The 24,402-nt window shown below is 59.5% G+C and carries 18 protein-coding genes and 3 pseudogenes; 14 read left to right on the top strand and 7 right to left on the bottom strand.

Translation table 11 applies throughout. The features are described 5' to 3' along the window. Positions 1-42: 42 nt before the first annotated feature. Positions 43-924, top strand: a complete 882-nt coding sequence (locus tag CES87_RS06710; RefSeq protein ID WP_128605502.1) for a LysR substrate-binding domain-containing protein — start codon at positions 43-45, stop codon at positions 922-924. A 133-nt stretch (positions 925-1,057) separates the two neighbouring features. On the opposite strand, the gene CES87_RS06700 is transcribed toward CES87_RS06710, so the two are convergent. After that, positions 1,058-1,672 carry an NAD(P)-dependent oxidoreductase gene (locus tag CES87_RS06700; protein ID WP_128605500.1) on the bottom strand — a complete coding sequence of 205 codons (615 nt, stop codon included), beginning with the start codon at positions 1,670-1,672 and terminating at the stop codon, positions 1,058-1,060. A gap of 45 nt (positions 1,673-1,717) precedes the next feature. Beyond that, positions 1,718-2,593 carry an MBL fold metallo-hydrolase gene (locus CES87_RS06695; protein WP_128605499.1) on the bottom strand — a complete coding sequence of 292 codons (876 nt, stop codon included), beginning with the start codon at positions 2,591-2,593 and terminating at the stop codon, positions 1,718-1,720. 232 nt (positions 2,594-2,825) lie between these two features. On the opposite strand from CES87_RS06695, the gene CES87_RS06690 reads away from it, so the two are divergent. After that, positions 2,826-3,731, top strand: coding sequence for a LysR family transcriptional regulator (locus CES87_RS06690; RefSeq protein ID WP_218196255.1), 906 nt, complete (start codon positions 2,826-2,828; stop codon positions 3,729-3,731). Between the two features lie 189 nt (positions 3,732-3,920). Beyond that, a complete protein-coding gene (locus CES87_RS32350; protein WP_172901564.1) occupies positions 3,921-4,097 on the top strand; it encodes a hypothetical protein in 177 nt (58 codons plus the stop codon). A 23-nt stretch (positions 4,098-4,120) separates the two neighbouring features. Here CES87_RS32350 and CES87_RS06685 read toward each other — a convergent pair whose 3' ends face one another. Continuing rightward, entirely contained in the window at positions 4,121-5,017 is an 897-nt protein-coding gene (locus tag CES87_RS06685; protein ID WP_128605498.1) for a helix-turn-helix domain-containing protein, read from the bottom strand. 190 nt (positions 5,018-5,207) lie between these two features. On the opposite strand from CES87_RS06685, the gene pobA reads away from it, so the two are divergent. Together pobA and CES87_RS06675 are read left to right on the top strand one after the other, a co-directional pair. Continuing rightward, positions 5,208-6,392 (top strand): 4-hydroxybenzoate 3-monooxygenase, encoded by a 1,185-nt coding sequence (gene pobA / locus CES87_RS06680; protein WP_178081400.1) that lies wholly within the window; start codon positions 5,208-5,210, stop codon positions 6,390-6,392. A gap of 79 nt (positions 6,393-6,471) precedes the next feature. Beyond that, positions 6,472-7,989, top strand: a complete 1,518-nt coding sequence (locus CES87_RS06675) for an MDR family MFS transporter (protein WP_128605496.1) — start codon at positions 6,472-6,474, stop codon at positions 7,987-7,989. 133 nt (positions 7,990-8,122) lie between these two features. Here CES87_RS06675 and CES87_RS06670 read toward each other — a convergent pair whose 3' ends face one another. The 3 genes from CES87_RS06670 to CES87_RS06660 form a co-directional block, all read right to left on the bottom strand. After that, positions 8,123-8,998, bottom strand: coding sequence for an ATPase (locus tag CES87_RS06670; protein ID WP_128605495.1), 876 nt, complete (start codon positions 8,996-8,998; stop codon positions 8,123-8,125). A 103-nt stretch (positions 8,999-9,101) separates the two neighbouring features. After that, a complete protein-coding gene (locus tag CES87_RS06665; RefSeq protein ID WP_128605494.1) occupies positions 9,102-10,094 on the bottom strand; it encodes an NAD(P)-dependent oxidoreductase in 993 nt (330 codons plus the stop codon). Positions 10,095-10,148: 54 nt separating this feature from the next. After that, positions 10,149-11,042: a LysR family transcriptional regulator ArgP gene (locus tag CES87_RS06660; protein ID WP_128605493.1), complete on the bottom strand. Its 894-nt coding sequence runs from the start codon at positions 11,040-11,042 to the stop codon at positions 10,149-10,151. A gap of 95 nt (positions 11,043-11,137) precedes the next feature. On the opposite strand from CES87_RS06660, the gene CES87_RS06655 reads away from it, so the two are divergent. From CES87_RS06655 to CES87_RS06645, 3 genes are all read left to right on the top strand, one after another. Continuing rightward, the gene (locus CES87_RS06655) at positions 11,138-11,539 is read left to right on the top strand and encodes an ACT domain-containing protein (protein WP_128605492.1); all 402 of its coding nucleotides are present in this window, start codon (positions 11,138-11,140) and stop codon (positions 11,537-11,539) included. 5 nt (positions 11,540-11,544) lie between these two features. After that, positions 11,545-12,147, top strand: coding sequence for a LysE/ArgO family amino acid transporter (locus tag CES87_RS06650; RefSeq protein WP_128605491.1), 603 nt, complete (start codon positions 11,545-11,547; stop codon positions 12,145-12,147). A gap of 175 nt (positions 12,148-12,322) precedes the next feature. Next, positions 12,323-12,919, top strand: a complete 597-nt coding sequence (locus CES87_RS06645) for a superoxide dismutase (protein ID WP_128605490.1) — start codon at positions 12,323-12,325, stop codon at positions 12,917-12,919. A 532-nt stretch (positions 12,920-13,451) separates the two neighbouring features. Here the strand turns inward: CES87_RS06645 and CES87_RS06640 are convergent. Then, on the bottom strand, positions 13,452-14,510 hold the full coding sequence (locus tag CES87_RS06640; RefSeq protein WP_128605791.1) for an IS110 family transposase: 1,059 nt from the start codon (positions 14,508-14,510) through the stop codon (positions 13,452-13,454). A 953-nt stretch (positions 14,511-15,463) separates the two neighbouring features. On the opposite strand from CES87_RS06640, the pseudogene CES87_RS06635 reads away from it, so the two are divergent. The 6 genes and pseudogenes from CES87_RS06635 to CES87_RS06605 all read left to right on the top strand — a co-directional run bounded on the left by CES87_RS06635 (position 15,464) and on the right by CES87_RS06605 (position 24,393). Then, positions 15,464-17,513 (top strand): annotated as a pseudogene (locus CES87_RS06635) (putative bifunctional diguanylate cyclase/phosphodiesterase). Between the two features lie 244 nt (positions 17,514-17,757). After that, positions 17,758-19,111: pseudogene (locus CES87_RS06625) on the top strand (imelysin family protein). A gap of 297 nt (positions 19,112-19,408) precedes the next feature. After that, a pseudogene (locus CES87_RS06620) lies at positions 19,409-20,835 on the top strand (di-heme oxidoredictase family protein). Between the two features lie 27 nt (positions 20,836-20,862). After that, entirely contained in the window at positions 20,863-21,927 is a 1,065-nt protein-coding gene (locus tag CES87_RS06615) for an imelysin family protein (RefSeq protein ID WP_128605488.1), read from the top strand. A gap of 14 nt (positions 21,928-21,941) precedes the next feature. Beyond that, positions 21,942-23,039, top strand: a complete 1,098-nt coding sequence (locus CES87_RS06610; RefSeq protein ID WP_128605487.1) for a DUF1513 domain-containing protein — start codon at positions 21,942-21,944, stop codon at positions 23,037-23,039. A gap of 205 nt (positions 23,040-23,244) precedes the next feature. Continuing rightward, positions 23,245-24,393 (top strand): efflux RND transporter periplasmic adaptor subunit, encoded by a 1,149-nt coding sequence (locus CES87_RS06605; protein WP_128605486.1) that lies wholly within the window; start codon positions 23,245-23,247, stop codon positions 24,391-24,393. Positions 24,394-24,402: the final 9 nt, after the last annotated feature.

Genomic DNA, 24,402 nt, shown 5'->3' with positions numbered 1-24,402 from the left:
AAGTCATACTAGCCATGTCCTCACGTCATACCTTGGATCCCAATGAAACGACTGCCTCCCCTGCCGGCGCTGCACACTTTTCTGATTACCGCGCAGTGCTGCAACTTCACCCGAGCTGCCGAACAGCTGTTCATCACCCAAGGCGCGGTGAGTCGGCAGATCGCCGGGCTGGAGGAGCATCTGGGTTATGAGCTGTTCATTCGCCAAGCCCGAGGCCTGGACCTCACGGCCGAAGGACGAGAGTGGCTGCCACGGGTGCAGCAGATTTTCGGCTTGATCGACGAGGCGGTGGAGCAGATCGGCGAGAAGCGCGAAACCTTACAACTCAAGGCGCCAACTTGCGTGATGCGCTGGTTGTTGCCCCGGCTGTTGCAGTGGCAAAAAGAACGGCCAGACGTACCAGTGGAACTGACCACCACAGTCAAACATGGCGTGGACTTTCATCGTGAGCAATTCGATGCGGCGGTGATGTACGGCCCGTCGCCGGATAGCTCATTGGCGTCCTGTCACCTGTTCGATGAGCAACTGACGCCGGTGTGTTCCCGACCGATGCTGGAAGGGCCGCTGGCATTGCAGACACCGGCGGATCTGCAACAGCACTTGCTACTGCACCCGACGCGGGATGAGCGCGACTGGAAAGTCTGGCTGGCCTCGGCGGATGTTCACTTAAGCAATGTGAGCAAGGGTCAGCACTTCGAAACCCTGGATCTTGCAATGTCGATGGCGTCTCAGGGAACCGGTGTGGCAATTGGCGATTGGTCGCTGATTGGCGATGACCTGAATGCCGGACGGCTGGTCATGCCCTTCGAATTGAAGGTGAAAACGGGGCTGGCGTATTACCTGGTTTTCCCGGAGAAACCCGCGCCTTCGCCGAAGTTACGTGAGTTGATGGGGTGGCTGGTGGAGCAGGCTCAATCACGCTGACGCCCCCCTCGCTGATCGTTCCCACGCTCTGCGTGGGAATGCAGCCCGGGACGCTCCGCGTCCCAAATCAAAAGCCGAACGCAGAGCGTCCGTTGAGGCATTCCCACGCAGAGCGTGGGAACGATCTGTGTACTCAATACCCGACAGTAAAACGCTGTCGCGAATGCTTCGGCGCTGCCACTTCATCCAGCAGCGCAATCGCAAAATCGGCGAACGTGATCCAGCTGCGACCTTCGCTGCTCACCAGCAAATCATCCTTGCCGATCCGGAATTTTCCCGTGCGCTCGCCTTCGACAAACTCTGCCGATGGCGACAAGAAGGTCCAGTCCAGATCCTGCTCCTGACGCAGGTTTTCAAGAAACAAAGCACCGGCACCCGCTTCGGCTTTGTACTCCTGCGGGAAGCCTGCGCTATCGATGACGCGAGTGCCGTCCGGCAACAACAGCGAACCGGCACCGCCCACCACCAGCAGACGTTGAACCCCGGCCTGCTTTACCGGGCCGATGACAGCGCTGGCTGGCAGCGTCGAAAAATGCGCCGCACTGATCACCACATCATGACCGACGATTGCCGCTTGTAACGCTGCAGCATCCAGCGCATCGACAGCTTTGCTGACCACGCCGGCACGCGGGGTGATCTTCGAGGTGTCACGGGCGATGGCGGTGACGCTGTGACCGCGACGCAGGGCTTCTTCCAGCAGTTGGCTACCGGCACGACCGGTAGCACCGATAATTGCGATTTTGCTCATGAAGTTCTCCAGGGGTTGGGCTGCTTCGATTTCAGTTAAAACGGGTTACCACTTCATCTCGCCCTTGGCGACTTTGGCGCTCAGCTCCAGTGAGCTTTCTTCACCCAGTGTCGGGAAGCGTTTTTTCATCGCGGCGATCAACGCGACAGAGTCCTTGGCCTTGGCGGTTTCTTCGTCGAAGGCCTTGATGTAATCCGCGGTGAACTGCACAGCGGCCAGGGACCGTGCGCTCTCGCCCAGGTAATGACCCGGCACGATGGTGTTCGGTTTCAGGGTTTCGATAGCGTGCAGCGTAGCCAACCATTCGACGTGAGACTGCGGGGTCTGGGTATCGGCCATCCACACGTGGATGTTTTCTGCCACGACCACACCACCGACCACGGCCTTGATCGACGGAATCCACACGAAGCTGCGATCTGGCTGTTTGCCCTCCAGGCCGACCACCTGCAACTTCTGCCCTTCGAGGATCAGGCTGTCGCCCTTGAGCACGTCCGGCACGATGGTTTTGGCCGGTACCTCGGCACCCATCTTCGGTCCCCAGAACGCCAGTTTGCCGGCGACGGTTTGCTTGATGTGATCAACGGTCGGCTGCGAGGCGAGCACTTTGGCCTTGGGGAATGCAGCGGTCAGGGTGTCAAGGCCGAAGTAGTAATCCGGGTCACCGTGGCTGATGTAGATGGTGGTCAGATGCTTGCCGCTGGCGCGGATTTTTTCCACCACCTGCTCGGCTTGGGATTCACCGAATTGCGCGTCCACCAGGATCGCGTCTTTCTCACCGCTGACCAGCACCGAGGTCACCGGAAAAATCGCCTTGTCTCCAGGGTTGTAGACATCCAGCGTCAGCGTCGATGCACTGGCGTGGGCGGCAAAACCGAGGGTGGTGGCCAGGAAAATGCGTTTGAGTGAGGTGAAGCCGATCATTGTTCACACCTTTATCTGAATTTAGAACCCGCCCCCTGTAGGAGCGAGCCTGCTCGCGATGGATGCATGGACGACACGGGCTGTCTGATGTCCCGCGTCATCGTTGACGACCATCGCGAGCAAGCTCGCTCCTACAGAAAGCCAGAAGCACATGGGAGCAGAGCTTAGTTGCCTAAGTCAGTACAAAAAATGCGATGCTGGAACATAGTTTGTTTCTGAAATCGGGCAAATCATGGATCGTCTACAAGCAATGCGAGTGTTCGTCACGGTGGTTGACCTCGGCAGCCAGTCGGCCGCCGCTGATCATCTGGAGCTGTCGCGGCCTGTAGTTTCCCGGTATCTGGCGGAACTGGAGGACTGGGTCGGCGCGCGCCTGATGCACCGCACCACCCGCAAACTGAGCCTGACTGCCGCTGGCAGCGAAACCTTGCCCCGTTGTCGGCAGATGCTTGAGCTGTGCAACGACCTGCAAGCCGCCGTCAGCGAGCCGGATGAGGCACCGCGCGGCCAGCTGCGCATCAGCGTCAGCACCTCGTTCGGTCAGGCGCAACTGGCCGATGCCATGGCGGCGTACGTCAAACGCTACCCCGGCGTCAGCATCGACATGCAGATGCTCGACCGCACAGTGAACCTGGTGGATGAGCGCATCGATCTGGCGATCCGCACCAGCACTGATCTGGACCCCAATTTGATCGCCCGCCGACTGACAGTCTGCCGTTCGGTGATCTGCGCTTCCCCCGCTTACCTGCGCGAGCACCCGACGCCGCAGCGGGTCGAGGAGCTGAGCCAGCACAACTGCCTGACCCACTCCTACTTCGGCAAAAGCCTCTGGCATTTCGAGCAGGACGGCGAGCAGGTTTCAGTGCCGGTGCAAGGCAACATCAGCGCCAACGAAGCCAGCACACTGTTGCGCGCGGCCATGGCCGGTGCCGGGGTGGCGATGCTACCCACTTATCAGGCCGGCGTGCACATCCACAGCGGTGAACTGGTTCGCCTGTTGCCTCGGGCCGAACCACGGCAGATGAACGTGTATGCGGTGTACGCCTCACGCAAACACATGCCGGCGGCGTTGCGCAGCCTGCTGGACTTTCTGGTGGTCAGGTTTCCCGAAGAGCCAGCCTGGGATATCGGCCTGTAACTAACCCCTGTAGGAGCTGGCTCGCCAGCGAAGACGTCATCACATCCAACATTGTGCTGACTGACTGTCCGCTTTCGCCAGCAAGCCGGCTCCTACAGGGGGTTTCAGTGCTCTGGTTTGCTGGCAACTCACTGACGCTGACCTATGCTCAAAGTAATACCGAAGGGTATGCGTTCAGAGGTCAACGCCATGAACATCAAAACAAGAAGATATCTCGCGATTTTCATCACCTGCGCGGTCACGCTCGGGCTGTATGGCGCTGCAGCCTGGCGAGTGGAGCAGTTGCGCAACCTGCCCCGTGATTACGCCAGCTGCAACTTCGAGCGTTGCATTCCCCACAACGCGACCCTCAACGCCCTGCGTTGACGAAGGCCGTTGAAAACGGCCGATCAGGTCTGATTGTCCTGATCGGCCTTCAAGCGGTCGCGAAAGGCTTTGGGCGAAATCCCGACCCGGCGTCGGAACAGGCGCGTGAAGTTGGTCGGATCAGAGAACCCCAACACGTCGGACATTTCATAAATGGTCATGCTGGTATAGGTCAGCAAGCGCTTGGCCTCCAGCAGCTGCCGCTCGTGCATGATCTGCAACGCCGGTTGCCCCGCCAGTTCGCGGCACGTGCCATTGAGGTGGGACACGGAAATGCCCAGTCGATGGGCCAGGTCTTCGACCTTGACGTGCTGACGATAGGTCTCTTCCACCAGTTGAATGAAACCGTTGAGATACTCCCGGGCACGCTGCGGCCGTTGGGTAGCCGAGTGTCGCTGGATCACCTGACGGCTGACCCACACCATGATCACGCTGACCAGCGAATGCATGAGCATTTCCCGCGCCGGTTGGTGGCCTGTGTATTCGGTTTGCAGAGCAGAAAACAGGCTGTTGAGGTACTCACTGTCCTTACCGGCCGGATAACTTTCAGCCTGGGCCAAGGCATTCACCGAGTTACCCAGTTGCGCCTGGAGATGGGCGACCAGTGGCGCCGCCAGGGTCACGACAAATCCTTCGACCTCTTCGGAAAAACGATAGCCATGCACCGATAACGGCGGCATGACCAGAATTGCCGGTTCGCTCAGTTGTGTACGTTTGCCTTCGATTTCAAGCTCTGCCTGACCTTTGAATACGAAGAGCAACTGGCATAAATCGGCGTGGCGGTGAGGTTTGATTTCCCACTGATGTTCGCGGCTGCGTTTGGAAATGGTTTCACAGTGCAGCAAGTCCGGGGTCGGCCAATCCAGGCTTTCACCGTAGAGCTTGAACACCGGAATGGATGGCAGGTCAGGCTTGTTCATCACTTCAATCCAGGCCTCGGAATAGATGACGGGCGATAATCGCACCGATTGGCAGAATGTACAGGTATCGGCTCAGTTTTCACCTTCAATTGACAGACCCGCAAGTGAAAAATGCAAGCACTCGATCCATAAAAATAATTCACCGACCCTGGTCGCGTGGAGCTTGCGAGTCATAAAAACAATGAAAATGCTGAAAACTCAAGTGGCTATTATTGGTGCCGGTCCCTCTGGTCTGTTGCTCGGCCAATTGTTGCACAACGCCGGTATCGACACCCTGATCCTTGAACGTCAGGCGCCGGATTACGTGCTCGGACGCATCCGTGCCGGCGTCCTTGAACAAGGTATGGTAGAGCTGTTGCGCCAGGCTGGCGTGAGTCAGCGCATGGATGCCGAAGGGTTGGTCCATAGCGGCTTCGAACTGGCCCTCGACGGGCGCCAGGTGCACATCGATCTGCAAGCGTTGACCGGCGGCAAAACCGTAATGATCTACGGCCAGACCGAGGTCACCCGCGACCTGATGGCCGCTCGTCGGGAGGTCGGTGCGCAGACGATTTACCAGACGAGTAACGTTGTTCCCCACGGCATGAAAACCGAAGAAACCTTCGTCACCTTCGAGAAGGACGGCGAGTTGTATCGCCTCGATTGCGATTACATTGCCGGCTGCGACGGTTTCCATGGCGTGGCGCGGCAGTCGATTCCCGCCGAGTGCCTGAAGGTGTTCGAGCGGGTCTATCCGTTTGGCTGGCTGGGCATCCTCGCCGACACCCCGCCGGTTCACGAGGAGCTGGTCTACGCTCGCCACGAACGAGGTTTCGCCCTGTGCAGCATGCGTTCGGCGACGCGCACCCGTTATTACCTGCAAGTCCCGGCGGATGAAAAGGTTGAGGATTGGTCTGACCAACGCTTCTGGGATGAACTTAAAACCCGTCTGCCGGTGGCCCTGGCTGAAAAACTGGTGACCGGGCCGTCCATCGAAAAAAGCATCGCGCCGCTGCGCAGTTTCGTGGTCGAACCGATGCAGTACGGGCGAATGTTCCTGGTCGGCGACGCCGCGCACATTGTCCCGCCCACCGGCGCCAAGGGCTTGAACCTGGCAGCGAGCGATGTCAGTACGTTGTTCAATATTCTGCTGAAGGTCTACCGCGAGGGCCGTATCGATTTGCTCGAAAAGTATTCCGAAATCTGCCTGCGCCGGGTGTGGAAAGCCGAACGGTTTTCCTGGTGGATGACCTCGATGCTGCACCGTTTCGAGGAGCACGATGCCTTTAGCCAGCGCATCGCCGAGTCGGAACTGGACTACTTCGTCGACTCCGAAGCGGGTCGAAAAACTATTGCAGAAAATTACGTCGGGCTTCCTTATGAGGCTATCGAATAGCTTCCTACCGACTTACACTGGCGAGCATCCCCGCTCGCCCTTGCCTCTTGCGGGACCCTCATTGCCCGCAGGTTCTCCCGTGACCAATCTCAACCACCCTGAAACGCCCAAACCGGCCATCCGCAGCGTGCTGATCGCCCTGATGCTGGCGATTTTCCTCGGCGCGCTGGACCAGACCATCGTCGCCGTGTCGATGCCGGCCATTTCCGCGCAGTTCAAGGATGTCAGCCTGCTGGCTTGGGTGATTTCCGGTTACATGGTGGCGATGACAGTGGCGGTGCCGATTTACGGCAAACTGGGTGATTTGTACGGGCGGCGCAAGTTGATGCTGTTTGGCATGGGGTTGTTCACCCTGGCGTCAGTGTTCTGCGGCATGGCCCAGAGCATGGAACAACTGGTGCTGGCACGGATAATTCAAGGCATCGGCGCGGGCGGGATGATTTCGGTCAACCAGGCGATCATTGGCGACATCGTGCCGCCGCGCGAGCGTGGTCGCTATCAGGGTTACTTCAGCAGCATGTACGCGGTGGCCAGCGTGGCCGGGCCGGTGCTCGGCGGGTACATGACCGAATACCTGTCCTGGCGCTGGGTGTTCCTGATCAACCTGCCGCTGGGCCTGGGCGCGTGGCTGGTGGCCAATCGCACGCTGGTGGGTCTGCCGATTCCGCAACGCAAACCGGTCATCGATTACCTCGGCACGCTGTTGATGATCATCGGACTGACCGCGCTGCTGCTCGGTATCACTCAGGTCGGCCAGGGACATCCATGGAACAGCCACGAAGTGCTCGGCCTCTTCGCGTGTGCGGTGATGGTGCTGGCAGTGTTTGTCTGGCATGAGCGGCGTGCACGGGAGCCGTTGCTGCCGATGCACCTGTTCGCCAACCGCAACGCCCTGTTGTGCTGGTGCACGATTTTCTTCACCAGTTTCCAGGCCATTTCGTTGATCGTGCTGATGCCGTTGCGCTTCCAGAGCGTCACTGGCGCCGGCGCCGACAGCGCAGCACTGCATCTATTGCCGCTAGCGATGGGTTTGCCGATCGGCGCGTATTTCGCCGGACGCCGCACATCCGTGACCGGGCGCTACAAACCGCAAATTCTCACCGGCGCCATCCTGATGCCGATCTCGATCCTCGGCATGGCGTTCAGCCCGCCCCAGGCCTTTCTGCTGAGCAGCCTGTTCATGTTGCTCAGCGGGATAGCCTCGGGCATGCAATTCCCGACCTCGCTGGTGGGCACGCAGAATTCCGTGGAACAGCGCGACATCGGCGTCGCCACCAGCACCACCAACCTGTTCCGTTCGCTGGGCGGAGCGGTGGGTGTGGCGTTGATGTCGGCGCTGCTGCTGGCGCTGTTGCAGGATTCGAGCTTCGTGCACCTGGCCAGCTCGTCGCTGATCAACGAGGGGCATTCGGGGAATGTCTTGCTGGATGGCCTGAACGCCGCGCCCGGGGATGCACAAAACGCCTTGCGCGCCGAACTGCTGCTGACCTTCCGGCATCTGCTGATGGTCAGCGCGGCGGTGTCGCTGCTGGGGCTGGCGGCGGCGATTGCCATGCCGAACATGTTGTTGCGGGGGCGCGAAGACAAGGTCCGGTAGATAGATCGAGTCGCCACCTTCGCGGGCAAGCCTCGCTCCTACAGGTCTGCGCGATCCACTGTAGGAGCGAGGCTTGCCCGCGAAGGCGTCAGACCAAACACCGAGGACTTCCGACGTTCAGCGTCCCGGCTAATTACTGCCTTGCACGCAGTTGCTGTTGCAGGTTCTGGATCTGCGCCTGAAGGGTGTTGATATTGCGGGTGACCTGACTACGGAAGGCGTCGAATTCCGCAGTATTAGTCGAGCCTTGAGCCGGTGCCGGGCGATTGTCCTGCTGACTTTTGAGGATGACGATCTCCTGTTCCATACGATCGATGGCAGCGTTCGGGTTGCCTTGCTTCTTCAATGCGGTGATGTCGGCGCCGAGGCTTTTTAGCTGGGCGTCAAATTTCTCCGTTTCCGCCGGGGCGTTTTTCAGCGTGGTCAGCTCGCTGTTCAAGGCTTTGATCTGGGCCTGCAATTGAGTGTTGGCGGTCTGTTGCTCGGTGCTCTGAGCGGTGATCTGCGCCATGCGCTTGTCCAGATCGGTGGTTTGCGCGGTCATCTGCGCCAGGCGTTTGTCCAAGTCCGAGGTCTGACCGGCGACACCTTGTTGCTGCTTGCTCTGATCCAGCAGCCTGCCTTCCAGCTGTTTGATTTGCAGCTTCAAGGCTTCGCTGTCGCTGGTGACGTTGGTCTGGCCCGCGACAACTTTGCCGGAAATGTCCTGCAAACGTCCCGCCGCTTCCTCACTGATGCGCGCGAAACTTTCCTGGGTCGCCACCAATTGTTGTTCCATCAGCGAAATCTGCTGAAAGCTCCACCAGGCCAAGCCCGCGAACGCAAAAAACAACGCGCCGACCAGCGCCCACAACGGCCCGGTGCTTGGGCTCTTGACCTTGACCACGGGCGGCGTGCGCGAATGCACGGAAGTACGCTTGGTGGGTACATAGTCATCGTCGTCGAGGCTGTCGACACGCAGGCTGGGTACATTATCGAAGTCGTCGTGGGCATCGTTACGCATGGACATTGAGTCAACCTTTGTGAAACGGTGATGGCTTGATGCGCGAGTATAACCCCCACCGCCGCACCGATTGACCCTCAACCCCGAAGTCGGTTCAGTGTGGGGCTGTTCAGCGAGTATCTTGGGCCTTCCACCAACCGCAGAACTCATCGAGGGCAGTCCACAGACTGACCTTCGGGTCGTAATCCAAATAATGCCGGGCGCGGCTGATGTCCAGGGTGAAATTTTTGTTCATAACCTGCATGCCCAGTCGTGACAGGGTCGGTTCAGGACGACCCGGCCACAACTTGCACACGCCCTCGTTGAGCGCTGCGACGCTGTAGGCCAAACCGTAGGAACGGTAGCGAGTAACTTGTGGAACTTCCATTTTGCGCATCACGTAATTGACCACGTCCCACAACGGAATCGGCGTTCCGTTACTGATGTTGTAGGCCCTGCCCAGGGCTGAACCGTTGGCCAGCAAACTGCTGAGCAACGCTTCATTAAGATTCTGCACGCTGGTGAAGTCGACCTTGTTCAGGCCATTGCCGATGATTGCCAGGCGCCCCTTGTGCTGCATGTTCAGCAGGCGCGGGAAGATGCTCATGTCACCGGCACCTGTGACGAAACGCGGGCGCAGGGCCAGGGTTTCGAGGCCGAATTCCTGAGCACCGAAAACCTTTTGCTCGGCCAGGTATTTGGTCGCGGCGTAGGGATGTTTGAAGCGTTTTGGCACCTGCTCTTCGGTCAAGCCCAAGTGATCGCGGCCATCGAAGTAGATCGACGGCGAGGACAAATGCACCAGGCGCCGGACCCGCTGTTTCAGGCAAGCCTCGACCACGTTTTCGGTGACCTGGACGTTGCCTAGATGAAAGTCCTGATAACGTCCCCACAGGCCGACGGCTCCAGCGCAATGCACCACGGCCTCGAAGTCGGAACACAGCCCGCGCGTAAATTCCGGGTCGCTCAAGTCGCCCTGGACGAACTCGGCGCCACGCCGCACCAGATGCTCGACACCTTCGGCCCGGCGACCGTTGACCCGCACGTCCAGGCCCTGCTCCAGGGCGAAACGCGCAAAGCGTCCGCCGATGAAGCCGCTTGCGCCGGTGACCAGAATTTTCATGTATTGCTCCGAATATTTCGTTTTACGTATTGCGTCAGGTCTTGACGCTACCCGTCAGTCCAACGGCACCAACCATTGCTTCGACGCACGTACCAATTGATCGGTGAGTAAACCCAGCAACTGCCCGCCATTGCGCCAATGATGCCAGTACAGCGGCACGTCAATCGGCTTATCTGGCAAAAGCTCTAGTAAAGTGCCACGTTCCAGTTGCTCGCGAACCTGTAGTTCGGGCACCAACCCCCAGCCGAGTCCGGCTTCGGTGAGACGGATAAAGCCTTCGGACGATGGACACAAGTGGTGTTCGAATCCGCCGTCGACACCGAGGGACGCAAGGTAGCGATGCTGTAGGAAGTCATCCGGGCCGAACACCAGCGCCGGTGTGCGCGCCAACTGATCGGCACGCACACCCTGTGGAAAATGCCGGGCGATGAAGGCCGGGCTGGCCAACGCGCGATAGCGCATCGCCCCCAGCAATACGCTGCGGGCGCCGGCCACCGGTCGCTCACTGGCACACAGGCAGGCCGCCACCTCCCCTGCGCGCATGCGTTTGAGGCCGACGGTCTGGTCTTCCACGATGAGGTCCAGCAGCAAATGCTGGTCCGCGCAAAAATCCCCTACGGCCTGCGCCCACCACGTTGCCAGACTGTCGGCGTTCAGCGCGATACGCAGGCGTTCCGGCAGACCTTCTTCGTCCAGTGCCGGTACCAGAGTCTGCAAATCGCGCTCAAGCAAACGCACCTGCTGCACATGGTTAAGCAAACGCCGGCCGATCTCGGTCGGCGACGGAGGCGTGCCACGCACCAGCACCGGTTGCCCCACCCGCGCTTCGAGCAATTTAATGCGCTGGGAAATCGCCGATTGCGATAAACCCAACACCTGGGCGGCCCGTTCGAAACCCGCCTGCTCGACCACCGCGGCCAAAGCAGAAAGCAATTTATAGTCGAACATCAGTTTTCCTAATGAGCGATCAGCACTATTGGTTTTTCTTATACAGCCTGACACTGGAGAATGACCAGCAAGAACTCTTGAACAGGATTACCCACATGGCTGGCGAAACTTCATTGGCAACGCTGCTGCGCAGCATGAGCCCGCAACTCAACGCTGGCGAATACGTGTTCTGCACCCTGCGCGACGGACAGTTGCCTTCGGGCCTGGAAATCATCGGCAGCTTTCGCGAACAAGAAGGTCTGACGCTCATTCTCGAACGTTCCCACGCCGAACGGGCCGGTTTCAGTTTCGACTACGTCGCGGCCTGGATCACCTTGAATGTGCACTCGGCCCTCGAAGCCGTCGGCCTGACCGCCGCATTCGCCACGGCACTGGGTAAGGCCGGCATCAGCTGCAACGTGATCGCCGGTTACTACCACGACCATTTGTTCGTCGGCCAGGCCGACGCCGAACGCGCCATGCAAGTGCTGCGCGACCTGGCAGCGAACGCGGAGTAGCGACCATGTGGCAAAGCTATGTAAATGGCCTGTTGGTGGCCTTCGGACTGATCATGGCGATCGGAACTCAAAATGCCTTCGTGCTGGCCCAAAGCCTGCGCCGTGAGCACCACTTGCCCGTCGCGGCGCTCTGCGTGGCTTGTGATGCGTTGCTGGTCGCTGCCGGAGTGTTCGGGCTGGCGACGGTGCTGGCGCAGAACCCGACCCTGCTGGCGGTCGCCCGCTGGGGTGGTGCTGTATTTTTGATGTGGTATGGCAGCCAGGCGTTGCGCCGGGCCTTTTCGAAGCAGAGCCTGCAACAGGGTGAAAACCAGACCGTACGTTCGCTGCGAGCAGTAATGCTCAGTGCCCTGGCCGTGACCCTGCTCAATCCGCACGTGTATCTGGACACCGTGTTGTTGATCGGTTCTCTTGGCGCACAACAGACAGAACCCGGCGCCTATGTGGTCGGTGCTGCCAGCGCGTCTTTAATGTGGTTTTTCACCTTGGCGCTCGGTGCCGCATGGCTGGCTCCGTGGCTTGCTCGTCCGAGCACCTGGCGAATCCTCGACCTGCTGGTGGCGGTAATGATGTTCGCTGTAGCGTTCCAACTGATCACTGCCGGCTGATTTATTCCAAACTGCTCTGGAACCTCTATTCCACACAGTTGTTGCGTGGTTATGCCGCACCCCCGGTGCTATGATCCGACCCTGCGCCGCAAAGAGTACAAACTCCCCGGCGCTTGTCTGGCCGCCCGTGATCGGCCTTGCGCTCACCGCAACTGACCTGATTAGGAGAATCATCATGGCTTTCGAATTGCCGCCGCTGCCTTACGCACACGATGCCCTGCAGCCGCACATTTCCAAGGAAACCTTGGAATTCCACCACGACAAGCACCACAACACCTACGTCGTGAACCTGAACAACCTGGTGCCAGGCACCGAGTTCGAAGGCAAGACCCTGGAAGAAATCGTCAAGTCTTCTTCGGGCGGTATTTTCAACAACGCCGCTCAGGTCTGGAACCACACTTTCTACTGGAACTGCCTGGCGCCAAACGCTGGCGGTCAACCTACCGGCGCACTGGCTGAAGCCATCAACGCGGCTTTCGGTTCGTTCGACAAGTTCAAGGAAGAGTTCAGCAAGACGTCCATCGGCACCTTCGGTTCCGGTTGGGGCTGGCTGGTGAAAAAAGCTGACGGTTCCCTGGCCCTGGCCAGCACCATCGGCGCCGGCAACCCGCTGACCAACGGCGACACCCCACTGCTGACCTGCGACGTCTGGGAACACGCTTACTACATCGACTACCGTAACCTGCGTCCGAAGTACGTCGAAGCGTTCTGGAACCTGGTCAACTGGAAATTCGTGGCTGAGCAGTTCGAAGGCAAAACCTTCAAAGCTTAAGCTTGATGCCAGTCAAAAAAACCCGGCTTTTGCCGGGTTTTTTTATGGAAGGAAATGAGTGAAGGAACAGTGGTGCTTGTCCGCCGCCTTCGCGAGCAGGCAACCTGAAAACTGCGTGGGAAACTTCTGGTGGTTTCCTACACCGCGCCAACTCGCAAAAACGGAACGCGGAGCGTCCCTGGCGGCATTCCCACGCGGGAGCGTGGGAACGATGGATGGGGGCGTGGCTGTAGATACTCGGTCGGCTGTTAGGCCGTCTTCGCAGGCAAGCCAGCTCCTATGTATGGACTCGCCCCCACTGTCTACCCGCTTTTGAAAAACCGCCGCCCCGTTGCATCTATGTATTAGGCCTATTCGAGGAAGCCGTCTTCGGCTTCTGGCCAAAATTGGAAGAGCTCGTGGTATGCCGATTACAGTCAGGCCTCGAAGGCCAGTAGGAGCTAAGGCATCAATCCACGCCGGTCTTACCTGGGGTCAATTTTTTTCAGCAAAGGGCCGGACAGTTAGTACCTCGGTGGCAGAACTCTGTCGCTCAGTGGCTCATCGTCGCTTGCTGGCCATCACCAGCCTGGCGACGATAAGTCTGGTCATTCTGGAGAAGCACCCAGACGATTCGCAGGTTGCGGTTGGCTAGCCTGACCGCAGCCTCCTTACGACCCAGTCGGCTCATCCAGCGCAACAAGCGGCGGTCATCGGGTTGCTGGGAATCAGGTCGTAGTTGTTGCAGCACCGCATGGGCTCCCTGGATCATCAGGCTGCGTAAATACACATCGCCTCGCTTGGTCATGTCCCCCAGCCGGACCGTTTGCCCGCTGCTGTACTGGTCAGGCACCATGCCAAAGTACGCGGCAAACTTGCGGGCATTGGGAAATCGCTCAGGCTTGGTTTCCTTGGCCACCAGTGCCGTGGCAGTGACTAGGCCGATGCCGCGCACAGTCATCAGTCGCTTCGCCGTCATGTCGGCGTTGGCGGCCACTTCCAGGCGCCCCGTCAGCACGCTGATGCGTTCGCCCAAATGGCGCCACTCGGCCAACAGTTCGTCGATCAGTTCACGCAGCAGGCCCGGCACCGGCTGGGTGGCATCTTCCAGTACCCGCGGAATTTTCTGACTGATCGCCACATCGCCCTGCGCCAAGGCCACGCCGTGCTCGAGCAGCAGGCCGCGCATCTGATTACTCACCGCCGTGCGTCGACGCACATAGCCTTGGCGGGCGCGATGCAACGCCTGCATTGCCAGCGCCGCAACGCTTTTGACCGGCACTGCGCAGATCTTTTCATCGCGACCAGCCCGCAGAATCGCCAGCGCATCGTTGCGATCATTTTTAGGCCCGCTGCGATGTGTGGCCACCAAACCGGCTGGAAGAATCCGCGCCAGATTGCCTTGGTCTTGCAGCTGCCGGGCCCAGGCTTGAGCCCCCGGGCCGGTCTCCATCAGCACCACGACATGAGGCGGCAACTGGCGGAGAAACTCATAAAACGCCTCGCGCGACTTGATCCGCTGCTCGTAGTGCACCTGGCCGAGGACGTCTTCACCGGCGACCTGAAAGACCTGCTTGGCCAGATCGACCGCCACGGTTGTGCAGGCCGACAAATCGGAAGAAGACACGGATTGATCAATCGAAGTATGCTTTTTCATGGACTCGCCCTCGCTGTCGTTGGCTGTTTAGACTGCCACCGTGGCGCATTGACGCCTTGGCTTGGGCGAGTCCATCCAATTACAAGGAATTGGGTACATCTGCTGGAAATTGGTCGGCTGTCAGGCCGCCATCGCGGGCAAGTCGGATCGCCGCCCGCTTGCTCCTACAAGAGCAAAGGCAAAAGCGAATTGGTGTACACCTGCTTCTCACCACTCATCAGGCCGAGCGTTAGCTCGCCTTTAGCTTCTGATCTTGATTCATCCGCCCCTTCGGTAGGCTGAGTGGAGGTGTTCATCCGGGGATTGGCGCGCAGCGCCGTTCGACGCAGTCGAACACGCTGCATGTAGGTGCAGCGAAGCCAACCGGAGGGCAGTGTCCCCGGATGGATACCGGAGCGAAGGAACGCCGAGCCTCAGCGAGGGGCCGGACGCCGGGGCGAGACCTTTGCTTCCTTTGGGCTGGGCCGGCACTCCGGCGTTTGCCAAAGGGAGTCGACCGTCAGGGCGAAACCGTAAGCGGCCGTTACCGCAGGAACGGATATGTACTCGGTCAACAAAAGTCAGGTCGGCTGTCAGGCCGCCTTCGCGGGCAAGCCTCGCTCCTACAGGAAAATCGCGAACCCCCACAAAGCGGGGCCAATTTCCCACGATGAAACCAGCCTTCAGCCCCTTGCCCCAGCGCCACACCCGTCTAACATCAATCACAAGGAAAATATCTCCACATCCCCCTCAAGTTGAAGGACTCGACAACCGACACAGTACTAATCGGACAATTACCCCGGACAACAGCATCTCGGCCAAGCTGCAGGCAAAATCCACCATGGATGATTGTCCCTTTGACTGCCATCACGGGATTGCCAATACTCATGGCAACTTGATGCTACCCGCATGAAACAAGGAATAACCCTTTGAAGCTGGAACTCAAGAACAGCTTGTCGGTGAAGTTACTCCGGGTCGTGCTCCTGTCGGCATTGATCGTCGGCGTGGTCTTGAGCTGCGCACAGATCGTTTTCGACGCCTATAAAACACGCCAGGCCGTCGCCGGCGATGCCCAACGCATCCTGGACATGTTCCGCGACCCCTCGACCCAGGCCGTCTACAGCCTGGACCGGGAAATGGGCATGCAGGTAATCGAAGGCCTGTTCCAGGACGACGCCGTGCGTCAGGCGTCCATCGGCCACCCCAATGAAGCCATGCTCGCGCAAAAATCCCGTGAGTTGCAGCACTCCAATAGTCGCTGGCTGACCGACCTGATCCTCGGCAAGGAACGCACCTTCACCACTCAGTTGGTGGGCCGTGGCCCTTACAGCGAGTATTACGGTGACTTGAGCATCACCCTCGACACCGCCACTTATGGGCAAGGCTTTATTGTCAGCTCGGTGATCATCTTCATTTCCGGCGTCTTGCGTGCCCTGGCGATGGGACTGGTGCTGTACCTGGTCTATCACTGGCTGCTGACCAAACCGCTGTCGCGGATCATCGAGCACCTGACCGAAATCAACCCGGATCGCCCCAGTGAACACAAGATTCCGTTGCTCAAGGGCCACGAGAAAAACGAACTGGGAATCTGGATCAACACTGCCAATCAGTTGCTGGAGTCCATCGAGCGCAACACCCATCTGCGCCACGAAGCGGAAAACAGCCTGTTGCGCATGGCCCAGTACGATTTTTTGACCGGCCTGCCAAATCGCCAGCAATTGCAAACGCAGCTGGACAAGATTCTGCTCGACGCCGGCAAACTGCAACGACGTGTTGCTGTGCTGTGTGTCGGCCTCGATGACTTCAAAGGCATCAACGAACAGTTCAGCTACCAGACCGGCGACCAACTGTTGCTGGCCCTGGCCGACCGCCTGAGGGCACATAGCGGACGACTCGGCGCCCTCGCCCGCCTCGGGGGTGACCAGTTCGCCCTGGTGCAGGCCGACATCGAACAACCCTACGAAGCCGCCGAGCTGGCGCAAAGCATCCTCGATGACCTGGAAGCGGCATTTGCCCTCGATCATCAGGAAATCCGCCTGCGTGCCACCATTGGCATCACCCTGTTCCCGAGGACGGCAACAGCACCGAGAAGTTATTGCAGAAAGCCGAGCAGACCATGACCCTGGCCAAGACTCGCTCGCGTAACCGCTATCAGTTCTATATCGCCAGCGTCGATACCGAGATGCGCCGCCGTCGCGAGCTGGAAAAAGACCTGCGCGATGCCCTGGCCCGCGAGCAGTTCTACCTCGTATACCAGCCACAGATCAGCTACCGCGATCACCGGGTGGTCGGCGTCGAGGCGTTGATTCGCTGGCAGCACCCGGAACATGGGATGGTTCCGCCGGATCTGTTCATCCCGCTGGCCGAGCAGAACGGCACCATCATTGCCATTGGCGAGTGGGTACTGGATCAGGCCTGCAAGCAACTACGCGACTGGCATGATCAGGGCTTTACTGACCTGCGCATGGCGGTGAACCTTTCCACCGTGCAACTGCACCACGCCGAATTGCCAAGGGTGGTCAACAATCTGCTGCAGATATATCGCCTGCCTCCGCGCAGCCTGGAGCTGGAGGTCACCGAGACCGGTCTGATGGAAGACATCAGCACCGCCGCCCAGCACCTGCTCAGCCTGCGTCGCTCCGGCGCACTGATTGCAATTGACGACTTCGGTACGGGCTACTCGTCACTGAGTTATCTGAAAAGCCTGCCGCTGGACAAGATCAAGATCGACAAGAGCTTCGTTCAGGACCTGCTCGATGACGACGACGACGCAACCATCGTTCGCGCCATCATTCAATTGGGCAAGAGCCTGGGCATGCAGGTGATCGCCGAAGGCGTGGAAACAGCCGAACAGGAGGCCTACATCATCTCCGAAGGCTGCCATGAAGGTCAGGGCTACTTCTACAGCAAACCCTGCCGGCACGGGAATTGGGCGCTTATCTGAAACAGGCCCAACGCAGTAACGCAGCCATCTTATAAAAAATCGTTCGTGCCACTGTAGGAGCAAGCTTGCTCGCGATGGGCGTGAACGATAACGCGTGCTGTCTGAATGAAAGCGTCGCCCTCGAATTCTTCGCGAGCAAGCTCGCTCCTACAAAGTGCCACCTGAATAAGAAATATTTCCAAGCACAACCCTTTACACATAATGCGAAAGATTTGCATTATGTGTCACTTTGCGCGCCGTGCGCGCCATACCACCCCTTATCGAAGCAGGATGTTCGCCATGATTCGTATGCCTCTGGCTACCGCCAGTCTGTTGGCCATCGCTATTTCCCTCGCCGGTTGCGGCGAAGGTAAAGACAAAGAAAAAGTTGCCGCACCTACGCCAGCTGCCAGCACCGCTGCGGCCCCGGCTACTCCAGTCGCCGCACCTGCCGCTGCCGGTAAAGTCGATGAAGCCGTCGCCAAAGCCGTAGTCGCGCATTACGCCGACATGGTTTTCGCTGTTTACAGCGATGCCGAATCCACCGCGAAAACCCTGCAAACCGCCGTCGACGCTTTCCTCGCCAAGCCGAACGCAGACACCCTGAAAGCTGCCAAGGCTGCGTGGATCGCTGCGCGCGTTCCTTACCTGCAGAGCGAAGTGTTCCGCTTCGGCAACACCATCATCGACGACTGGGAAGGTCAGTGAACTCCTGGCCACTGGACGAAGGCCTGATCGACTACGTCGACAAATCCTACGAGCACGCGCTGGGTAACCCGGGCGCCACCGCCAACATCATCGCCAATACCGAGATTCAGGTCGGCGAAGATAAGGTCGACGTGAAGGACATCACGCCGGAAAAACTCGCCAGCCTAAACGAGTTGGGTGGTTCCGAGGCCAACGTCGCCACTGGCTACCACGCCATCGAATTCCTGCTCTGGGGCCAGGACCTGAACGGCACCGGCCCTGGCGCCGGCAACCGTCCAGCTTCGGACTACCTGGAAGGCAAAGATGCCACCGGCGGCCACAACGATCGTCGCCGCGCTTACCTGAAAGCCGTGACCCAGCTGCTGGTCAGCGACCTGGAAGAAATGGTCGGTAACTGGAAGCCGAACGTGGCCGACAACTACCGCGCCACCCTGGAAGCCGAACCTGCTGAAAGCGGCCTGCGCAAGATGCTGTTCGGCATGGGCAGTCTGTCCTTGGGCGAACTGGCAGGCGAGCGCATGAAAGTTTCCCTGGAAGCAAACTCCCCGGAAGACGAACAGATTGCTTCAGCGACAACACCCACAACTCGCACTTCTACGATGCCAAGGGTATTCGTAACGTGTACCTGGGCGAATACACCCGCGTCGACGGCACCAAAATGACCGGCGCCAGCCTGTCGACGCTGGTGGCCAAGGCCGACCCGGCTACCGACACCGCGCTCAAAGCCGATCTGGCCGCAACCGAAGCCAAGATCCAGCTCATGGTTGATCACGCCAACAAGGGTGAGCACTACGACCAGTTGATCGCTGCCGGTAACACCGCGGGCAACCAGATCGTCCGTGACGCGATCGCGTCCTTAGTCAAGCAAACCGGTTCGATCGAAGCTGCCGCTGGCAAACTGGGCATCGCCGACCTGAACCCGGACAATGCTGATCACGAGTTCTGATCAACGCTGGCTGAATAGAAAGGCGATCTTCGGATCGCCTTTTTTTATCCGTCTAAACGCTGCCCACTGTAGGAGCGAAGCTTGCTCGCGAAGGCGGTTTATCAGTCGCCTCAATTGTTGGATGTGACGCCGCCTTCGCGGGCAAGCCTCGCGCCTACAGGCAACCAAGGCAATTGCGGGATCGCGGTTTGCAGGTATCACCGCCCCACATCAAAGCAAACGATAATTCCTCTTATTCAAATTCCCCTGCCCTGTTAGACTTTGCGCCCTCGTTTTACTCGTCTTGCAGGATGTCTGATGCCCCCGCTGTCTCTTCGCTTGTGCGCACTGTTTCTGGCCTTGGGCCTGAGTGCCTGCGATGACGCCCCGCGTTTTACCAAGGCAGAACCCGGTGAAGCCCGCTCCGGGGCAGTACGACTGTGCGCAAGACCGATCAGAATGCTTTCTCGCTGCCATCGGCCAACCTGCCGCCATCGCGGCGCGTGGACTTCAGTGTCGGTAACAGTTTCTTTCGTAATCCCTGGGTGATCGCCCCGTCGACCACCACCGCCCGTGACGGCCTCGGTCCGTTGTTCAACACCAACGCCTGCCAGGGCTGCCACATCAAGGACGGCCGTGGTCACCCGCCGGCACCTGGTGCACAGAATGCTGTGTCGATGCTGGTGCGCCTGTCGATTCCCGATGCCCCGGCATACGCCAAAATCATCGAGCAGCAGGGTGTCGTGCCGGAGCCGGTCTATGGCGGACAGTTCCAGGACATGGCCGTGCCCGGCGTCGCTCCGGAAGGCAAGGTGCGAGTCGATTACACGCCGGTATCGGTTCGCTTCAAGGACGGCACCGAAGTCGAGCTGCGCAAACCGACCTTGAACATTACCCAATTGGGCTATGGCCCGATGCATCCCGACACCCGTTTCTCGGCTCGCGTTGCACCGCCGATGATCGGCCTGGGCTTGCTGGAAGCCATCCCCGAAGAGGCCATTCTGGCGAATGCCGAGGCGCAGGCGAAAGAGAAAAACGGTATCGACGGACGCCCGAACCGGGTCTGGGATGACACACAGCAGAAAACTGTTATCGGGCGATTTGGCTGGAAAGCCGGGCAACCGAATCTCAATCAGCAGAATGTTCACGCGGCTTCCGGTGATATGGGCCTCACGACCAGCCTGAGACCCTTCGATGACTGCACCGACGCGCAAACCGCCTGCAAACAGGCACCGAGCGGTGCCGGCCCTGATGGCGAACCGGAAGTCAGCGACAACATCCTGCGTCTGGTGCTGTTCTACACCCGTAACCTTGCCGTACCGGCGCGCCGCGATGTAAACGCGCCTGAAGTGCTGGCAGGCAAGAATCTGTTTTACCAGGCCGGTTGCCAGTCCTGTCACACACCGAATTACACCACCGCCGCCAACGCCGCCGAACCTGAACTGGCCAATCAAGTAATTCGCCCTTACAGCGATCTGCTGCTGCACGACATGGGCGACGGTCTGGCCGACAACCGCAGCGAATTCCAGGCCGGTGGCAGCGACTGGCGTACCCCGCCGTTGTGGGGCATCGGCTTGACGCAAGCCGTTAGTGGTCACACCCAGTTTTTGCACGATGGCCGCGCCCGCAACCTGCTCGAAGCCGTGCTCTGGCATGGCGGCGAAGCTGCAGCTGCGCAGCAACAGGTTTTGTCTTTCAATGCCGGGCAGCGCGCCGCGTTGCTGGCGTTTTTGAATTCCCTTTAATACGCATTCCACTCGCGGGAGCCCGACATGTTCCGTCCCAAATTGTTGTTCACCAGCCTGGCCGCGCTAGCCCTGGGCGCCTGTTCGCCGCAGGACCCGCAAGCCGTCACTTCGGCGGCGATCGCCAAGTCGGTGATTCTGCCGACCTATACCCGCTGGGTTGAAGCCGACCGCCAACTGGCCGTCAGCGCCCTCGCCTATTGCGAAGGCAAGGAGAACCTCGACACCGCCCGCGCCGATTTCCTGCACGCACAGAAAGCCTGGGCCGAGCTGCAACCGCTGCTGATCGGGCCGCTGGCCGAAGGCAATCGCGCCTGGCAGGTGCAGTTCTGGCCCGACAAGAAAAACCTCGTCGGCCGTCAGGTCGAACAACTGGTCGCCGCGCAACCACAGATCGACGCAGCTGCACTGGCCAAGTCCAGCGTTGTGGTTCAGGGCCTGTCAGCCTACGAATACATTCTGTTCGACAGCAAGCCTGATGTGACCAATGCCGAGCAGAAGGCCAAGTACTGCCCACTGCTGATCGCTATTGGCGAGCGTCAGAAACAACTGGCCGAGGAGATTCTGCAAACCTGGAACAACACCGACGGCATGCTCGCGCAGATGAGCAAATTCCCGAACCAGCGTTATGCCGACTCTCACGAAGCGATCGCCGATCTGCTGCGCGTGCAGGTCACCGCCCTCGACAGCCTGAAGAAAAAACTCGGCACACCGATGGGCCGTCAGACCAAGGGTGTTCCACAACCGTTCCAGGCCGACGCGTGGCGCAGCCAGTCATCTCTGACGGGTATGGAAGCCAGCCTCGCCGCCGCCAAAACGGTGTGGGAAGGAGTCGACAACAAAGGACTGCGCAGTCTGTTGCCAAGCGCGCAAAAACCACTGGCTGACAAGATCGACGCCGCCTATGCAGCGTCGCTGAAACTGTTCGCCAGCAATCAGCGCTCGCTGACCGAAATGCTCAGTGACGACGCCGGTCGCCAGCAACTCAACGATATCTACGACAGCCTCAACGTCGTCCACCGCCTGCACGAAGGCGAACTGGCCAAGGCGCTGGGCATCCAACTGGGCTTCAACGCCAACGACGGTGACTGATGAGGGCGAGTTCCATGCTGCGACGCCAGGCTCTGACTTTAGGTAGTTTGCTGCTGGGAGCAGTGACACTGGGCGGCTGGACGCTGTTCAAGCGCAAGGATCAGAGCCCGCTGCTGCTCTCGGCGCGGGACGATACCGACGGTAAGCATTACGCCGTCGGTTATCGGCTGGATGGCACCCGGGTGTTTGCCACCCTGGTTGGCCAGCGCTGCCACGACATCATCAATCATCCGACGTTGCCGATCGCGCTGTTTGTCGCCCGGCGTCCGGGCACCGAGAGCTACCTGATCGACCTGCGTGACGGCACGTTGCTGCAAACCGTGACGTCGCAGCCAAATCGCCATTTCTACGGTCACGCGGTGATTCACCAGAGTGGAGACTGGCTGTACGCGACTGAAAACGACACATCCGATCCGGGTCGCGGCCTGCTCGGTGTGTACAAGTTCGAAGGCGACCGATTGGTACACAGCGGCGAGATTTCCACCCATGGCATTGGCCCGCACCAGGTGTCGTGGATGCCCGACGGCGAAACGCTGGTGGTGGCCAATGGCGGGATTCGTACCGAGGCTGAAAGCCGTGTCGAGATGAACCTCAATGCCATGGAGCCGAGCCTGGTGCTGATGCACCGCGACGGCTCCCTGCTGAGCAAGGAAACACTCGCCCAGCAAATGAACAGCGTGCGTCACCTGGGCATTGCCAGCGACGGCACCATCGTTGCCGGCCAGCAATTCATGGGTGCGGCTCACGAACACTCGGAGCTGCTCGCGATCAAACGTCCCGGTCAGCCGTTCGTGGCATTCCCGGTTCCCGAGCATCAGTTGCAGGCGATGGGGCACTACACCGCGAGCGTCGCGGTGCACAGCGATTTGCGTCTGGTGGCGTTGACCGCGCCACGGGGCAACCGTTTTTTCATCTGGGACCTGGACAGCGGCGAAGTACGCCTGGACGCGCCACTTCCCGATTGCGCCGGGGTTGGCGCAGTGGCCGATGGTTTTGTCGTGACATCGGGCCAGGGTCGCTGCCGGTACTACGATTGTCGTCAGACAGATTTGGTTGCAAAACCGTTGGAGCTGCCGGCCGGGCTCTGGGACAACCATCTGCACCTCATCTGAACAACCCGCTCTTGTAGGAGCGAAGCTTGCTCGCGAACGCGGCGGCACATTCAAGTTTGATGTGCCTTGACATACCGCCTTCGCGAGCAAGCTTCGCTCCTACAGGTTTTGCGCCTGCCTGTAATAAGTGTCAGTTGGAATCCCCTTCCCACTCGCGTTAATGTGCCCCACTGTCTCACCTGATTTTCTCCAAGGAACTGGAAATATGCTGCGTCGCCGCATGCTGATCATGTTGGGTGTCGTGCTGCTGATCGTGCTGGTACTGGCCGGGTACAAAGCCTTCTCCATCTACACGATGATTCAAGGTTTCTCGGTGCCAAAACCGCCGATCAGCGTCGCTGTGGCCAAGGCTACCGAACAGCCATGGCAAGCGCGCCTGCCTACCGTTGGCACCCTCAAGGCACTGCAAGGTGTGGACCTGAGCCTTGAAACGGACGGCACCGTCATCGATGTACAGTTCGAGTCCGGACAGAAGGTCAAGGCCGGTCAACCTATCGTCCGGCTCGACAGCGCCGTGGAAAGTGCCTTGCTCGAAACCGCACTGGCCGACCTCGGGCTCGCCCAGGTGGATTACAGTCGCGGCAGTCAACTGGTGGGCAGTCAGGCCATTTCCAAGGGCGAGTTCGACCGACTCTCCGCGGTATTGAAGAAGAGCAAGGCCGCGGTCAATCAGCTCAAGGCAGCGCTGGGCAAGAAAAGCATCCTCGCGCCATTCAGCGGGACCATCGGCATTCGTCAGGTGGACGTCGGCGACTACGTGGCCACCGGCACCATGATTGCTACCCTGCAAGACCTCAGCAGTCTTTACGTCGATTTTTTCGTGCCCGAACAATCGGTGCCGAAGATTGCCGTAGGCCAGCCGGTGCAGGTCATTGTTTCGGCATTTGCGACGCAGGAGTTCACCGGCACCATCAGTGCGATCAACCCGAAAGTCGAGAACAGCACGCGCAACGTTCAGGTCCGCGCAACCCTGGCCAACCCCGATGGCAAGCTGCTACCGGGGATGTTTGCCAACCTGCAGGTCATTTTGCCCGACCCGCAGCCGCGCATCGTCCTGCCTGAAAGTGCGATCACTTACACGCTCTATGGCAACTCGGTCTATGTCGCCGTCCAAAAGAAAGCCGAAGACGGCAGCGTGGAAAAAGATGACAAGGGTCAACCTGTCCTGATCGCTGAACGCCGTTTTGTCGAAACCGGAGAGCGCCGTGATGGAATGGTGATGATCACCAAAGGCGTTCAAAACGGCGAAACGGTAGTGACCGCCGGCCAGATCAAACTGGACAACGGTGCGCACATCGCCATCAGCGACGACAAGAACCTGGCCGAAAAGAACAGCCAGCCGCGCGTTGACTGATCAAGGAAC

Origin of the sequence: Pseudomonas sp. ERMR1:02 (genome assembly GCF_002277815.1) — a bacterium.
GTDB lineage: Bacteria > Pseudomonadota > Gammaproteobacteria > Pseudomonadales > Pseudomonadaceae > Aquipseudomonas.
This window is presented reverse-complemented; position numbering and strand designations above follow the sequence as displayed.